This window comes from Marinobacter antarcticus (assembly GCF_011049865.1).
Classification (GTDB): Bacteria; Pseudomonadota; Gammaproteobacteria; order Pseudomonadales; family Oleiphilaceae; genus Marinobacter; species Marinobacter antarcticus_A.
In genome coordinates this window covers 85,368-100,375 of record NZ_DRGY01000077.1, presented here as the reverse complement: position 1 = coordinate 100,375, position 15,008 = coordinate 85,368, and the positions used below count along the sequence as shown (strand labels likewise).

The window sequence follows — 15,008 nt, the reverse complement described above, 5'->3', positions numbered from 1 at the left end:
CCGCTTCAGGCGATGGGTTTGTGCCCGCGTAGTGTCGAAGATACTTACACCAAGGCTTTCCAATCATTTGGCATTCGATTACACATTTTTTTACATTGTTGAATAGTAACAATTTTGTATACCTGGCATGAAAGATGCTCCTAAACAAATACCGTTGGCTGACCGAACGAACTCTAGCCGCCAACGCCCATCGTCAAGGAGACACACAATGAACACGATACTTAAAAGAACGCTTCTGTCATCGCTTGTACTGCCGTTTGCACTGGGTGTGCAATCTGCAAGCGCGGCGCCGATTACCAATTGGGATTATTCGGTCGCCAGCTCGTTCTCCAGCTTTACTTCCAGCACTGGAGGCGGTTCTGTTGTAGCTTCTGAAGACGACCACCTTCTTTCATGGGGAACGAGACCTGCCCAATCGTCTATCAGAGTTGCTGATGCGTCCGGAACTAATCTCGTAACCGGTGGAGACTACGTAATGGGGGGGAGTTTCACCCACACCAACGCCGTTCTCGATGCCAATGATGCCACACTTACCAGCTTCGATCTGGAAACTGCGCTGACGCTGACACCGACCGCCCCGTCTGGTCCTACTTTTGGTCTGCCTTCTATAACGTTCGACGGCTTTTTTAAGGAAACGCTTAACCAAAGCGGAAACTGTGTTGCCGCGGCAACTGGCCCCGTCTGTGACGACATTTTCACAGTTGCAAACGCCGGCGATCTGGGTTCATCAAAAATGACAGATGAAGACGGCAAAGAATTCCTTGAGTTCAGTCAGACGTTCGCCCTTGCTGACGGCTACGACTACACCGTGTTCCTTAAGTTGGCTGGCCTGACTTTCCTGGACCCAGACGCGTGTACAGCAGCGAATGCTGGCATCGGCTGTGTTGGTCTTCTGACCGAAGAGAACAAGGTAAGCACGTTCGATACCGAGTTCCGTATCACGGCTGCTCCTACCGCGGTACCTGAGCCAGGCACCATGGCGCTGCTGGGCTTGGGCCTTGCCGGTCTTGGCCTGTCACGCAGGAAAAAAGCAGCAAAGTCATAACGGTTGAACGTTAATATCGTTGGTAGACTGTGTTGATAAAAAGTTGTTAAAAGAAAACCCCAGCCTAAATTGAGCTGGGGTTTTTTTATAGTCGGGTTTTGAAACGATCAGGAATTAGGCAACCCTTCTGTCGTTTGCCTCGTAGTTGGCCATCGGTTTTGCCGGAAGTTGTTGGCCATTGTTCGTCACAAGCGACCAGACATCCGGGCGAAGCTTCCTTGCACTTTCAAGCATTGACGCAGCTTCAGTGAAGGCCGGGCGTCGGCGCCCGTGATATTCGATCACCGGGCCCACGTGATCAAATTCCACACCAAATCGCTTCAACATGCGCAGCAGTGCTGGCTCCATAGCCGCTGTCCAGTGGGTTATGCCGTGTTTGACCGACATCTGTAGAATTGCAGCGAAAAGCCCCAAACTGATATAGGGCAGTGCGCGCTTGCCATTTTCTGAATCGCTATAGCACGCGAAATCGGTAACGCCAGAGGCTGTTTTATCCTCATTGAGGCGCCGTCGAAAATCACGGCTGACCGCCATCCGGGAAATTTCTGCCACCTGCCTGCGGCGTGTGCCCGCAAACGCGTCCCGTGCTTGCTGGTCCATTTGATGGATACAGTGACCTTCCATGGGAAAATAAGCGTCTTCCGGGGTATCTCCCGCCATAACGATACGAACGGCGGCTACGATGTCCCCTGTTGTTCGGTACCTGATCAGAGCGTGAGCAGATCGCTGGTCGTATTCATCGTGCTCGCGTTTATCGACAAAGCAATTGGGGTCTTCAAAAGGTCGGTCAATGCAGTAAACCTGATACCGAAGTTCGAAGACCTCGTTAATCTCCTCTGGCGAGGTCGCCAAATGGACATCGAATACGGAATTGAAAATGTTACTGACGTCTTCTTGAGTTTGTGCGCTTTGGTGCATTTTGAGTTCCTCATCTTCCCTGTCGGGGAGCTGTTGTGCCGATCGTTGTGGTGAAAAAACGCAGCCTGAACCCAAGTTTGGGGGCGTGCGCCGGTTGTATCGAGGTAACAGCACATCAGACCTCGGAAATCTTTTTGATTCTGGGCACGTAACGTCCGGGCGCCAGAATGGAATTTGGGTCGACTGCGGCTTTCAGCTTGCTGGTGAGGCGGCTGAAGGCAGAGCCACTGGTATTCAGGATGTCCATCGCATCGACGTTGAGACGGTAAGGCAGGAAGCCTTCTATTTGTCCCGCCTCGCACAGTGCGCGATAACAGGCGTTGGCCCGCGCTGCTGCATCCGGGTTACTGCGATCAAAGAGCAAAGGAACGGTTGAGTCAAAGCAGCGGTCGTTTACGGTGGTTAGTGTAATGAGCGGGTTGAGACCGTACTGTGGGCAAATTCTTTCAATCATTGTGATGTAGCGGCGAACGTCTTGGCCTCGGATTGGCACCAGTGGCGCGAACCAGATAAGCCCGCAGCCGTCCCGTGCCGGGTTTTTCGGTTGCCCAGGTTCGGGCAGGGCGCCTGAACGCCAATATGCCAATGCCAGCGCAACATCGTTGGGGGAGCCGTGCATGATTTCCAGGGCGCCGGCGAGCGTATCGGCCATGCCCTTAACCCGGGTACCCAGCCTGCCAGGCATTACACGGGCGATTTTTCGTGCCACCGTGATTTTCCGTCGGTTTATAAAAATGAGGCGATCGGTGACGGGGCCGAGAAGGCGCCGCAGCGTGCGTCTGGCTGCTCCCGCTACTTCCTTTGACGCATAAATCGCGCCTACGCCGCTCCACGCGGGCACACCATGGCTATTTGCGAGGCTAGCCACTTCGTGGGCAGGTAAAACACCGTCAACGGCTTTGTCTTCCGGAAAGGGCGCCATCATCGAGAGCACGCGCTGGCTGTTGAGCAAGTTTATGGCCACAACCGTTCCGCCCAGCGCTCGCAATACGGCCCTGATTGTGGGTACCAGGGCCTCGAGCTTGGCGTCGTCTTTTGTTGAAAAGAAAAAAGCCGTTACGGTTTCGGGAACTGGCGCAAGGGCGATGGTCATATTAACCACCACGCCAAAGTTCCCTTGGCTAAATAGTCCGTCAAGATAAGGACCAACGCCCCATTTGAAAAGCCCGTCTACTTCCGCGCAGCCAAGTTCGCTGAGCGGCGTTCGGTATAGGCTGCCGTCTGGCAGGATGGCTTCTATCTTTGTGACTGCCGCAAAGTGGTCAGTAATCGGCGTGATTCCGTAGCCGCGCTCAAGGGCGTTGCCAAGGATACTGCATGTGGGGCCCGCACCGGTTACCGGAACAAGGTAATTGCCATCATGCCGATCCAGAAACTCTCTTAGGGCACCTTGGGTTACGCCTGGCCCAACCGTGACTACACCCATTTCGGGATCAAAATCGGAAATACGGTCGAACTGGCCAAGATCAAGGATAGCGCAGTCGTTTTCAACCGGGTTGGCGCTACCGTAGCCCCAATTATTGCCTGTGCTCACGGGATAGACGGCGACCTGCCACCGTTGGGCAATTTGCAGAACCGCCGCAACCTGCTCCTGGTTTTCCGGGCGGAGCACCGCAGGAATAGAACGTTTCGTTCCTGTTGTGGAGGCGCCGAAGCCTGCCGTGCTAGCCGCGACGACTCCCGATTCACCCAAGATAGTAGTCCATTCTGCAATTGCAGATTCGATCGAAATATTAGTCACTCGCGCTTCCACGGTTCATCGATGACTTTAACGACTGCCTAGTTGAGGTGTGCTGTCAAGGTGTCCATTAATTACGCAAAAGTATAATCGAGATAGTATTGACAAAACATGTCGTATCGGTAAGGTTTTGAAGACGCTTTTCGGGAAAAAATAACTTTTAAACAAACAGTTAGCGATAATTCTTGCAAAATTAATAACTGGTATTTTTGTGAATAAATGTTAAATCAGTTAAGTTTGCTTTTCCAATCAAGTCAAGGCGTAAAGACATTACGTAAACGAGAAAAGCCAGCTTGCGCTGGCTTTTTTCTAACGTATCGTAATCAGGCTTTCTGACGACGGCGCGCTGCACCGAGGCCCGCAAGGCCAAGGCCCAAGAGTGCGAAGGTGCCGGGCTCAGGCACTGACATTGCACGAGCCACTTCGAAAGCTACGCCACCTGAGCTGCTCAGTACCACCTTGTCGAATATTCCCGAGAAAGAGAAGTAACCATCGGTGTTAAAGTTCGCTGCGGTTCCTGCTGCGCCAGTGGCTGCGAAAGCCTGATTTCCGTTATAGGAAACTTTGTCTGCTCCCAGGTAGAAGTCGACAATGTTGTAGCTATCAATGGAACCCCAGTAAAAATCGAAGGCGCCGTCCAATCCAGTAATGACGATGTCAGTTGCTGCGCCTACCGGGTTGTTATTCCGGCTGGTCACGTTGTAAGAAAGTACTTGAGCGCCATTGGACGTATCGTCACCCGGGCGCTTAGCCACACCTGATACGCTGGTTGCCGGAGCGATGACAGCGCCTCCGGAAACTCCGCTCATAGTGCTGCCAAGATCTGCGCAGGTTGCGCCCATCGTTGACACGCAATCGTTGCCAAGATAGGTCGCTGTGTACGTAGGCACCGCCATTGCTGCCGAACTTAAAGTCAGAGCGGCAACTGCCAAAATAGTGTTTTGAATTTTCATGAGTATTTCTCCGGTTGTACAACTCTACTGCCATAAGATGGTTCGGTGTGCTACCGGGACTGCCCGATATTGAATTAATTTAAAGCGATTAGTGTGCCATCTTTTCAAGCTTATGATTTAAAGCGTGTTTACTAATATTGCGCATTTAAAACGTAAAGAATTCCGGCACTGAAATAAAAAAAGACCTGAAAGCTTTACGCCTCAGGCCTCTATTTTTCCAACGCTTTACCGCCAACGCCGATTTTCTTTATAAGGCCTTTTTCACGGTTTCAAGATGTGCTGCTATTTCCTCATTGCCTGATGCAAGGGCAACCGCTTTTTCTATGGCTGCTTTGGCTTCTGCGTGCCGCCCGGTCAGGTGAAGAATCCAGCCATAGGTATCCAGAATCGCAGGGTTGTTGGATTCCAGTTCATTTGCCCGCTTGGCCAGTTTCAATGCGCGGTCGGGATCCTTCTCGCGAAGCATCCAGGCCAGGTTGTTCAGTGCCGCAACGTTATTCGGTTGCCGTGCAAGAATGGCCTCATAGTGTTTGGCTGCCTCGGCTTCCTGGTTGTCGCTCATTAACCATTCGGCTCTTGCCATGTGCGCGCCGGGATTTTGCGGGGCTTCGTTAAGCCAGCTTTCCGTTAGCCCTTCGAGTGAGTCTGGGGCTTGCGATTTTGCAAGTCCCATGAGGAGCGGCATCAGCTGGGTATTTTTTGTGGATTGCCATTGTTCAGCGAGGTATTCGTAAGCTGCACTTGGCCCTTTTTGTTGCTGGAGTAGTTTTGCCCGTGACAGCACGGTGGCGGTCACTTTGCCGTGGGTTTTCTCAACGGCATCAAGCGCTGCGAGGGCGTCATCCATGTTGCCTTCCATTTGCGCAATGCCCACTGGCAGCATCGCGAACCCGAGATTTTGGGGTTCCAGCGCAATGGCTTCGGCAGCTTTGGCCCGTGCTTCTTTCCATTCCTCATTACTGACCGCGGCCTTGGCTTCGGCAACGAGCAGTTGGCCGTAGGCACGCTTCACGGTTTCAGATTCGGAATTCTCCCATTGGGCGAGGGTAGATCGAGCCTGTTTGAGGTCGCCTTGGGTGATGTCTATCAGCGCAGTGAGGGTGTCGGTGTTGCGCTTGAGTTCCGGATGGGTTTTGGCAACCTCTGTCAGCCAGGTTCTGACTTCCGCTGCATTGTGATCCTGGCCGTAGATTTGTCCCGCCTGTTGTAGAGGGCGTATCGTATCCGGCGTGATTGCGGCGGCTTCTACCAGCAAGTTGACGGCGCTTTCGCGCTTGCCGGATTTGGCATAGAGGCTGGCAAGCGCAACCATGGGCGCCTGCAGTTTTGGGCTTTCTTTGACCAGTTTTTCAAGCCGTGTTGTGGCTTCGCCCAGGTTGCCGAGCTGAACATCTGCAAGGCTTGCCAGCAAAATGGCCCGGGGCTGATTTCCGTAACCGTTGAGCAGCGAGTCGCGAATTTCACCCGCTTCCTGTTTCTCTCCTTGCTGAATCAGCACGTTCAGATAGGTGCTGGTGGTAGCCCAATCCGAAGGATTGGAGGTGAACGCCATTCGCAGTTGCCCGAGCGCCTGCTCGGGTTCGTTGTTCTGCAGGTAGTGCCTTGCCAGTGCAAGCCTGAGTCGCACGCGTTCAGGCTCATTGCTGATGGCTTTGCTAAGGTTCGCAATGCCGCTTTCCTCATGGTCTGGAAGGCTGAGGGCCAGAATGCCCTGCATGGCCAGCAGTTCGTTGTCGTTAGGGCGAGCTTCCACGGCCCGATCCAGGGTTTTCAGGGCGGCTTCCCGATCTCCAACGTCAATCTGGGCCATTGTGGCGGCTCTGATGAACTGGGTAGGGGTTGTTTCGGGGTCGAGGTTTTCTGTAAGCAACTGAGCGCCTTCTTCCAGCTCGCCGGTACCTGCAGAAATGGCTCCCAGTAGCATGGCGACCTGTTCGTTTTCCGGATCCATCTTGAGGGTGTCGCGCAGAATCGTTTTCGCTTCTTCAAGCTTGCCCTCTTTGATGGCGGCCATGGCTGCTTCGCCTTGCGCCTGTGCGCCAGCGTTCTGATTTTCTACCAGAATGCGATTGTAGATCTGCGCATCGCTCATCTGCCCTTGCTCGGTGAGTACCCGGGAGAGCGTGGTCAGCACATTGCGACGTACCGGCAGGAAAATATCGGATGTCGGCAGCACACCAACGGCATCCGTTAATGTGTCTGATGCTTGTTCAAGCTGATTCAGACGGTATTGGGCCAGGCCTTTCCAGAATAAAACATCGGAGGTTTTTCCGTTCTTCGCGATCCACGCATCCGCGATTTCTATAGCTCGTGTGTCTTTGTTCAGATTGACTTGGGTTTGAAGAAGACCGGTGATCGCTTCGGTGTTGGATGGGTTGCTGGTGGCCAGGTCATCGAAAAGTGCCAGCGCCTTGGCCAGTTCTCCGGATCGACGCAGGGCTTCTGCACGGATCAGTGACGCTTCCAGTTCGTCTTCCGGGGAGCTCGGCGTTTGCAGCGCAAGGGTTTCCGTTGCTGAGAGCTGCTTGCCTTGGTCTACGTAGGCGCGCGCCAAGGTAAGGGCAACAGCTTCCGGATTTTCTTGCAGCCAGGGTTTGAGCAGTTCTGAAGCTTCTTTCGCAGCGCCCACCTGCAGATACAAATCTGCCAGGCGCAGAATGTGTTCCACATTGTTCGGGTCTTTCTGGATGGCATTCTTGATTTCAAGCAGGGCGGAGCGAAATTGGCCTTGTTCGGAGTAGGTCTCAGCCCGGGAAATGTGTGAAAGCGCTTCTGAAGAACCGGTATTATTATTGCACCCCGAGAGCAGCGGGAATGCAACCAGCAGGCTGCCGGCAAGTATCAGGCCTGGAAGTGATTTTTGTATCGATTTCTTTGTCATCATATAAGCCTGCTCCTAGACTTCCGACGTTTCTGCCGATGTGTCAATTTTGTATTTATCGGTAAGGTTGTAGAGAGTCGGGCGGGTTACACCCAAAAGCTTCGAGGCCTGTGTCATGTTGAAGCCGCTGGTCTGAAGTGCTTGCAGGATGGCTTTTCGTTCCGCCTGCTCTCGCACCTGGCGAAGGTTCAGATGGCTTGTGCCTGGCTCCTCGTTCGCTGTCAACTCCAGATCCTCGCTGGTGATCCGCTTGCTATCGGCCATAATAATGGCCCGCTTCACCTTGTTGATCATTTCTCGCACGTTGCCCGGCCAGGGGTAATGGCTAATGGCGTTGATGGCGTCTTCGGAGAAGGTGAGGTTTTGGCGATCCATTTCCTTGCCGAGGGATTTGAGCAAGGAGCGTGCGATGACCAGCGCGTCGCCGTCTCGTTCTCTGACGGCCGGTATATCAAGCGTTATTTCGCTTATTCGGTAGTAAAGATCCTCTCGGAAATCACCACTTTCGATCAATTGGTTTACGTTCCGGTGGGTTGCGCACACCACACGGACGTCAACCGGTATCGGCTTTACTGAGCCCACTCGGTCGACAACACGCTCCTGCAAAAACCGCAACAGCTTCGCTTGCAGTGGTATCGGCATGTCGCCAATTTCATCGAGGAAGAGGGTGCCACCGTTAGCGCTTTCAATTTTGCCTTTTTTGGCTTGGGTTGCGCCGGTAAAGGCACCTTTCTCGAAGCCGAACAGTTCGCTTTCCAGAAGATTTTCGGGAATGGCCGCGCAGTTGATGGCGGCAAATACCTTGCCGGCCCGGGGGCTGAGGTTGTGCAACGCGCGCGCGAGCACTTCTTTACCCGTGCCGGTTTCACCGATGATGAGGGTGGTTACATCGGTGGGCGCGACCTTTTCCAGGGTGCGGCATACGGCCATCATTTGCGGGCTTGCGGCGATAATGCCTTTGATGTTTGTGCCGTTGCTTTGCCGCGATAAATCCTGGTTTTCGCGCTCTAATTCAGCAAGCCGGAAGGCTCTGTTCACCACAAAGTTGAGAATATCGGCATCCAGGGGCTTCTGATAGAAATCGGAGGCACCCATGCCGATGGCCCTCACGGCGTTTTCCTTGTCTTCGCGGCCGGTGACCACAATCACCTTGGTCAAAGGTGCAAGTCGAAGAATGTCCTCCAGTAACGCGAAGCCTTCTGTCGCCCCGCCCGGGTCTGGCGGAAGGCCCAGGTCCAGTGTCACAACATCAGGCTCCTCACGCCGAAGCGCTGCAAGAGCAGCTTCACGGTCCGAGGCGACAAACACGTCCAGATCTTCGCTAAAGCACCAGCGCATCTGGCTTTGCAGCCCGGGGTCATCCTCTACGATAAGCAGTCGTCTAGTCACAACAGCAACAATTCCCTTGTTTAAGGTGGTCCACAGCCTTTGATTCTTAACTGAACATTGGCACTTTGCAATGGCCGATTGGTCAATTGAAGTTAATCGCCATTTAATCGGCAAGCTCCTGAGAACTCGGAGCGTCAGAAATTGATCGTTCATTCACTTTTGCAGCGCCGTCGAGTGGTCTTTCAGCCAGGGGGATACGAATGGAGAAGCAGGAGCCCACGCCTGGCTCGCTTGTTGCGTCGAGTGTGCCGCCGATTTTGTGGATGTATTCCCGCGCCTGGTAGGCGCCAATGCCCATGCCGGTGAGGCCTTTTGTGCTTTCGAAGGGTTTGAACAGCCGGTCATTGATAAAATCGTCTGTCATGCCGCAACCACTGTCCTGAATAAACAGCACAACGTTCCCCCGCGCAATTTTGAGAGACAGTGTAACCTCTCCATCGGGCGGCGTCGCATCCTGGGCGTTCTGGATCAGGTGGCCCAGAACGCTCCTCAATTGCAGGGAATCTGCTTTGATCAGGATTTTTGGCGGTGTTCCGTCGAGGCTGGGGAACGGGTTCTGTCGCTTGTAGTGCTCTAAAAGGCTGGTTACCAGTTGGGTGAGGTCCAGCGCTTTATCATCCTGATCGGTGTTTGCAGAGGGTTTACGGATGTGGTCCACAAGGTTGGTCATTTTGTTGACCGCGTGATCCGTGGTGTTAATCATGTCATCGATAAATGCAGGGTTGTTTCTGTGTTTTTGTGCGTTGTTCACCAGCAGTGACAGCTGTGCGATCACGGTTTTCAGATCGTGAACCATAAACGCCGAGGCTTTGCTGACCGCTTCAAACTGCATCGCCCGGGATAATCGATTCTGTGAGTCCGCTTGCGCCAGCAGGTTACACGTTTGGCGGGCGACCACTTTGATGAGATCGAAGTTCTCCCAATTAAGGTCTACCCGAGCGTAGGGGCTGCCTATCATGGCAATGCCGTACAGTCTATTGCCAAGGTAAAGCGGTATGACCAGCCAGGCGTCTGGCGTTCTGGAGATGGCGTCCGGAATCTCAAGCAGGTCATAACTTACGGGATCTGCCCGGTATTCATCCAGATTTACAATCCATTCTTTTTTGGAGAAAAAACGCACCAGATCCGAGTCTTCATCAATGACGGTGTATCTGGGCGTGGCAAGATTGGCTGACTCTTTGAGGGTGTATGAGCCCTGTTCGCTTTTTAGCCAGATTGCACCCGCGTTACTTTCAACCAGCCCCGCCAGAATGCGGATTGCGCGCAGAGGAAGGGGAGGCTCGTCGCTGAGATCCGACAGATCTTTGGTCATTTTCAACCATTCTTCACGATAGTCGTATTTGTAGTCGAAAAAGTTCTGGCTGATCAGCACCATCAGCTTTGCTCGCAAGCGCCGGGACAGTACCAGAGTGGTCAAAAATACCAGCGCAACGGCTGACAAAAGTACCTGTAAGGCCTCGCCCCAATGACCGCCGAGAATACGCACGTAATAGCCGCTAACAGACAGCAGAAGCAGGTAGGCACCCGCCAATACCAGAGTGCCGGCGTGAAAGACGGCGGACCGGGAAAGCTGAAAGTCGATGGGTTGCTTGCGGGTGTTGATGACGTTAATGGCAAACAGCGGCACCAGCGCGGCGTTGACAAAGCCGCGGGCGTTCCAGAAGGAGTCGGCGATCTTGCCAAACAGCAGGGCGTCGGCGTACATCAAAAAATCAAAAATAAAGATCGTGGCGGTACCGATGCACAGATATTTCATGCTGGACCGGCCAAAAGCAGGTGCGTTGCGCCATATCTGTTCGACCAGCGAAAGGCCGAGAAGCGACAGGGCAATCTGCCCAATGAGTTTGGTTTTCCCGTCTAATAAGGCCATGCCAAACAAAAATTCCAGGCTGCCGAGCACGATCAGGGTGATGAGCAGAATGGCCGTTGCGATGCCCAGAAATTTTTTGATGGGCCCACTCAAGCGCCCGTGTCTGAAGGTGTCTCGAAGCATGGCGAACAGAAGCAGGATCCATGCGGTATCACGGAGCAGTTCGAGCAGGTAGCGAATAAAAAAGCTGGGCTGCCCCCAAAGGCTTTGAGTGACCAGCGTGGATGCCCAAAGTGTCGTGACAAGGGCAGCCAGAAATAACGCCCGATCTATGTCGCGCCTCAGATAGCGGGTGCCGACAAGTACCGCAAGTATTGCGTACACCGCGGCTGCCGCGCCGTGGCTTATCACGCTCAGATCTGGAAGCATGTAAACGGCCTGTTACCTGAATGAAGTTAGTGTGAGGTGGGTAGCAATTCTGTGCAACTTCCGGATTGGACCGCAATGGACGGATTCTGAACGGAAGAGCTACATAAGAGCTACATAAGAGCTACAAAGGCGTCTTATTATCCCGATAAAACCGGAATATTTCCTTTAGCGGCCGTTTCGGTTTGAATCCGAACTCCTCTGAAAACCCTCGCCCATCAATGACCACGGGATACTTGAAAAAATCCATAAGGTGGGCCGGAAAGCTGCGTAAGCGCAGTGCGCGAGATATTAGTTTTGGTAAAACCGGCGGAATAGAGGGCACCGGAATGCGCTTGCAGCCGCAGATTTTCAGTGCTCGCTGATAAGCGACCCAGTCATCCGGCGCTACGTTGAATATGCCCCGGACCGGCTTTTGGGAGGCCAGCACGATGGCATCGGCCATGTCGTCGATATGGATGAACTGCATCATGGGTGAGAACCCTGCCAGTACCGGGGCGCGATGACTGGAAAGCACGCTGCTCATCGTGTTGCGAACACCTGGGCCCACGATGTTGCAGGGGCGCAGGATGCTGATATTCAGTTCCGGAAAGCGCCAAAGGTAGAGGTTTGCCAGGTTCTCCAGTTCCACGGAATCAATCAGATCGGCACTCAGGCCGGCGCTTTTCATGGGCGCCGCCTCGTCGATGAGGCCGGGGTTGTAGGCCATGGCTCCGTATACGTGGTAGGTGGACAGCACCAGTATGCGGCTAATGCCGTATTTGTGGCTCAGATCCAACAGCTTTTGGGTGCCCAGTACGTTGGCGTTGTAGCGCCGCATCCGGGTGAGTTGGCTTGAGCTAATGCGCCCGAGATGAATAACGCTGTCAAACGGGTAGCGGCGAAAAAGATCTTCGAAAATGCGCTGGTTGAAATCGATACAGTAACTGGGAATATCGTCGCCGAGATATACCTGCTCCCGGGCATCAACGGCCACGATGCTGCAGGTTGCCCTCAGCCGTTTGATGACCTGTTGTGCCAGTGCGCCCGCCGCGCCGGTTACCAGGATATGAGGTTTGCGTTGCTTGGTTGTCGCATCCGTCATCAAAACACCCCTTTTCGTTCTGCCAGTCCTTTGTCGATCAGCCGTTTTATTTCCGTTTTTACCTGCTCAACGCGCTCTTTTATCTGCTCTTCGGAAATATCTTCCCCATCAAAATACATAGGCGCCCCGAAATTCAAGTGAACTTTGGCGGGCAGAATGACGGGCATGGCGACGGGAAGATAAGGAAGGCCCAGTGCTTTGGCCAAGGGCTTGATGTTGGCGATGGCAGGAATGCTTTCTTCGCAGCCCACCACACCGACGGGCACGATGGCAGCCTTATATTTAATGGCCAGGTGCATGAACCCACAGCCGAAGCGCTGCAGTTTGTAGCGGTCGCGATAGAGTTTTCCAGAGCCGCGTATGCCTTCGGGGAACACAATAATGGCTTCGTTATTGGCAAGCATTCTGGCGCAGTTTACCGGGTCGCCCAATGCGGCGCCTACTTCGTTCAACAGATTGCCAAGCCAGGGCACAGTGGGAAAGAAGCGTTCAATCATGGCTCTGGGAATGCGTGGGTTTTTTTCGCGGGAGGCCAGTGCGTACCCAACGAGCAGGCCATCAATCGGCAGTTGCCCACTGTGATTTCCTACAATCAGTACAGGCCCTTCAGCGGGCATGTGATCAACGCCGTGGGCCTCTGTGCGGAAGTATTTTTCGTAAATCGGTTTTGTCAGTGAAAAGCCGTATTTGAACGTCTCGTTATTGTAGCCCCAAGGGTCGTATCCCAGTGTTCCCATGGGTTTACCGATGTGATTAATCTGTTTGTGCAGTGCTTCCGGAACCAGCCGGGATTTCAGAAACGATGTCAGGCCCATGTGAACTCCCTCGATATCAACATTCAGCCGCGTCTGATCAACAGCCCAAGTGTGTGGTTTTGGCCCTCATTAAGCACGCGATAATCGCTGGCGGCATTGGCCGTTTCTACGCAGAGCATTGTCTGCCAGGCATCGTTCGAGAAATCGCTGAGCGTTTTGGCTTTGTCAGGGCCCGGGTTCCAGACCACGGTAGAGTCGCTCCCAACCGCGTTGAGTTTTCGGCTGGCGCCCGGCGTTACAACGGTCAGTGGCTCGCCGCTTTCGTATATTCGATCGGTCTCGCCCTCAAAATACACGGGGCCATCTTGAGTGCAGTATTCCCAGTTTTTGAGAGTATCAATATAGTGGCTGTAGCCAAGGCCCAATACTCTTGACCGTGTGATGTCGGTTGTTGGCAAGTAGGTGTGCAATGCCTGGCTAAGCGCCAGTGGACCATCGCTGAGATTGGTTGTGGTCAGGGCAAGCTGGCAGCCGCGCACTGAAAAGTTGTACGTTAACAGGGCCAGGGCGTGGCCGGTCCACAGGTCGGCAAAGTCGTCGTTGGCGTTCAGAGACAGGCTTATTTCTACCTCGTGGGCGGTTTCTCTTACGTCCTCCAGTTTCCAGAGGCTGGTGCGGGCAAATCCGTGAGGATTGGGCGTTTTTATCCGCTTTCTCACCTCGGGCGCATTGCGCTCGGGGTCACCGAACCAGGGCCAGCACACCGGAATGCCTCCCCGAATAGCTCGGCCGGGTTCAAAGCGTGCATCAGGGCTAAGCCATAGCCAGTCGGGTTCGTTCTCCGGGATAAACCGGGTGAGATGCGCACCCTGCAAAAACACGGTGGCTTCAAAGAGAGGGTGATGAACCTCCAGCGCCTCCAGTTGTCCGATTGTGTTCCAGCGGGTAAAGGACCATTGGCCGGGAGAAAGCGATAAAGGTGGCGTGTTGCTACTCTCGGACATAAGGTGCGGTTCCGCGCTTAAGTGTTGCTGCCTGATCAGAGGGTAAATCAAAACGGGGTCAGGGGCGACAGTCGCGGCGGGTTTCTCCACGAAAGACTATGTTAAAGGAATGTCATTGGATGTAGCGCGATGGTTAGACGATCTTGCCGATGGCCTGAGCGAGCATGGCTGGATGAGCTTCGATATGACGCCATGGCTTGGCTCACAACTGTTGCAGTCGCTGCAGCAGGAAATCATTGTTCTTGATCAGAGCGATGCGCTTAAGGCAGCCGGTATCGGGCGTGGTAGCGCGCCTGTTCGGGATCGATCGGTGCGACGGGACAAAATTGCCTGGCTTCAGGGCGCAACGCCCGCTCAACTGGCCTTGTTCGAATGTCTCGAAGACCTGCGGGTGGGCTTGAACCAGCGGTTGTTTCTGGGTCTGAAGCGCGTCGAGGCCCACTATGCGACTTACCACAGCGGTGATTTCTACACGGCCCACGTGGACAGCTTTCAGGGGCGGGCCTCGCGCATCGTCAGCTTTGTATTGTATCTGAATGATGACTGGCAGCCCGGGGATGGCGGTGCGTTGCAGATTTATGGCCGGACAAACAACAATGCAAGTGATGCGGTGATATTGCCTGAAATGGGCAGGGTTGTGCTGTTCATGAGTGAGGAAATTCGTCATGGGGTTCTGGAAGCTCACCGCACGCGTTACAGCTTGGCATGCTGGTTTCGGCAGGATGAGATTCCGTTCCTGTTGTAGTCCGTAAACCCTTTTGTTAACATTCGCGCCGCTTTCGGGGAGTTTGTCCTGAAACGCCGTTATGGTGGCTCCATTGGTGCCTCCGCAACATGAAACCGCGAACCCGGTCAGGCCCGGAAGGGAGCAGCCGCAGCGGTGGAATTGTGTGCCGGAGTGTCGCTGATGGAGCCACCCCCAGATTTTCCCTTCTGATTTTTAGTAACCGCTTAAAGTTCCTAACAGCTTCTTACCCACTCTTGTCCATGCTAAAGTTGCAGGCG

The 15,008-nt window shown here is 53.9% G+C and carries 10 protein-coding genes, 1 other RNA gene and 1 pseudogene; 3 read left to right on the top strand and 9 right to left on the bottom strand.

What is annotated here, in order from left to right:
- The first annotated feature begins 208 nt into the window (after positions 1 to 208).
- Positions 209 to 1,045 (top strand): THxN family PEP-CTERM protein, encoded by an 837-nt coding sequence (locus ENI00_RS10045; protein ID WP_304101673.1) that lies wholly within the window; start codon positions 209 to 211, stop codon positions 1,043 to 1,045.
- A 114-nt stretch (positions 1,046 to 1,159) separates the two neighbouring features.
- Here the strand turns inward: ENI00_RS10045 and ENI00_RS10040 are convergent, their stop codons facing one another.
- The 9 genes and pseudogenes from ENI00_RS10040 to ENI00_RS10000 form a co-directional block, all read right to left on the bottom strand.
- Complete coding sequence (locus ENI00_RS10040; protein ID WP_304101672.1) at positions 1,160 to 1,963, bottom strand: PEP-CTERM/exosortase system-associated acyltransferase; 804 nt, start codon at positions 1,961 to 1,963, stop codon at positions 1,160 to 1,162.
- A gap of 115 nt (positions 1,964 to 2,078) precedes the next feature.
- Complete coding sequence (locus ENI00_RS10035) at positions 2,079 to 3,704, bottom strand: FAD-binding oxidoreductase (protein WP_304101671.1); 1,626 nt, start codon at positions 3,702 to 3,704, stop codon at positions 2,079 to 2,081.
- Positions 3,705 to 4,024: 320 nt separating this feature from the next.
- A pseudogene (locus ENI00_RS18750) lies at positions 4,025 to 4,111 on the bottom strand (PEP-CTERM sorting domain-containing protein); the annotation flags it as partial.
- A 790-nt stretch (positions 4,112 to 4,901) separates the two neighbouring features.
- On the bottom strand, positions 4,902 to 7,538 hold the full coding sequence (locus ENI00_RS10025) for a tetratricopeptide repeat protein (protein ID WP_304101669.1): 2,637 nt from the start codon (positions 7,536 to 7,538) through the stop codon (positions 4,902 to 4,904).
- A gap of 12 nt (positions 7,539 to 7,550) precedes the next feature.
- Positions 7,551 to 8,924, bottom strand: coding sequence for a PEP-CTERM-box response regulator transcription factor (prsR, locus tag ENI00_RS10020; RefSeq protein ID WP_304101668.1), 1,374 nt, complete (start codon positions 8,922 to 8,924; stop codon positions 7,551 to 7,553).
- A 103-nt stretch (positions 8,925 to 9,027) separates the two neighbouring features.
- Complete coding sequence (gene prsK / locus ENI00_RS10015) at positions 9,028 to 11,163, bottom strand: XrtA/PEP-CTERM system histidine kinase PrsK (RefSeq protein WP_304101667.1); 2,136 nt, start codon at positions 11,161 to 11,163, stop codon at positions 9,028 to 9,030.
- Between the two features lie 121 nt (positions 11,164 to 11,284).
- Positions 11,285 to 12,244 carry an SDR family oxidoreductase gene (locus ENI00_RS10010; RefSeq protein WP_304101666.1) on the bottom strand — a complete coding sequence of 320 codons (960 nt, stop codon included), beginning with the start codon at positions 12,242 to 12,244 and terminating at the stop codon, positions 11,285 to 11,287.
- The gene (locus tag ENI00_RS10005; RefSeq protein ID WP_304101665.1) at positions 12,244 to 13,059 is read right to left on the bottom strand and encodes a lysophospholipid acyltransferase family protein; all 816 of its coding nucleotides are present in this window, start codon (positions 13,057 to 13,059) and stop codon (positions 12,244 to 12,246) included. The genes ENI00_RS10010 and ENI00_RS10005 overlap by 1 nt, the downstream gene beginning before the upstream one ends.
- Positions 13,060 to 13,082: 23 nt before the next feature.
- Positions 13,083 to 14,003, bottom strand: a complete 921-nt coding sequence (locus tag ENI00_RS10000) for a D-hexose-6-phosphate mutarotase (RefSeq protein ID WP_304101664.1) — start codon at positions 14,001 to 14,003, stop codon at positions 13,083 to 13,085.
- Between the two features lie 115 nt (positions 14,004 to 14,118).
- On the opposite strand from ENI00_RS10000, the gene ENI00_RS09995 reads away from it, so the two are divergent.
- The gene (locus ENI00_RS09995) at positions 14,119 to 14,748 is read left to right on the top strand and encodes a 2OG-Fe(II) oxygenase (protein ID WP_414674241.1); all 630 of its coding nucleotides are present in this window, start codon (positions 14,119 to 14,121) and stop codon (positions 14,746 to 14,748) included.
- Positions 14,749 to 14,819: 71 nt separating this feature from the next.
- An RNA gene (gene ffs, locus ENI00_RS09990) (signal recognition particle sRNA small type) lies at positions 14,820 to 14,916 on the top strand.
- Positions 14,917 to 15,008: the final 92 nt, after the last annotated feature.

Excerpts from the sequence above, each read along its gene's own strand:
- ENI00_RS10045 (WP_304101673.1), top strand. The coding sequence starts at position 209 with ATGAACACGATACTTAAAAGAACGCTTCTGTCATCGCTTGTACTGCCG.
- ENI00_RS10010 (WP_304101666.1), bottom strand. The coding sequence starts at position 12,244 with ATGACGGATGCGACAACCAAGCAACGCAAACCTCATATCCTGGTAACC.
- prsK (WP_304101667.1), bottom strand. The coding sequence starts at position 11,163 with ATGCTTCCAGATCTGAGCGTGATAAGCCACGGCGCGGCAGCCGCGGTG.
- ENI00_RS10005 (WP_304101665.1), bottom strand. The coding sequence starts at position 13,059 with ATGGGCCTGACATCGTTTCTGAAATCCCGGCTGGTTCCGGAAGCACTG.
- ENI00_RS10025 (WP_304101669.1), bottom strand. The coding sequence starts at position 7,538 with ATGATGACAAAGAAATCGATACAAAAATCACTTCCAGGCCTGATACTT.
- ENI00_RS10000 (WP_304101664.1), bottom strand. The coding sequence starts at position 14,003 with ATGTCCGAGAGTAGCAACACGCCACCTTTATCGCTTTCTCCCGGCCAA.
- ENI00_RS10040 (WP_304101672.1), bottom strand. The coding sequence starts at position 1,963 with ATGCACCAAAGCGCACAAACTCAAGAAGACGTCAGTAACATTTTCAAT.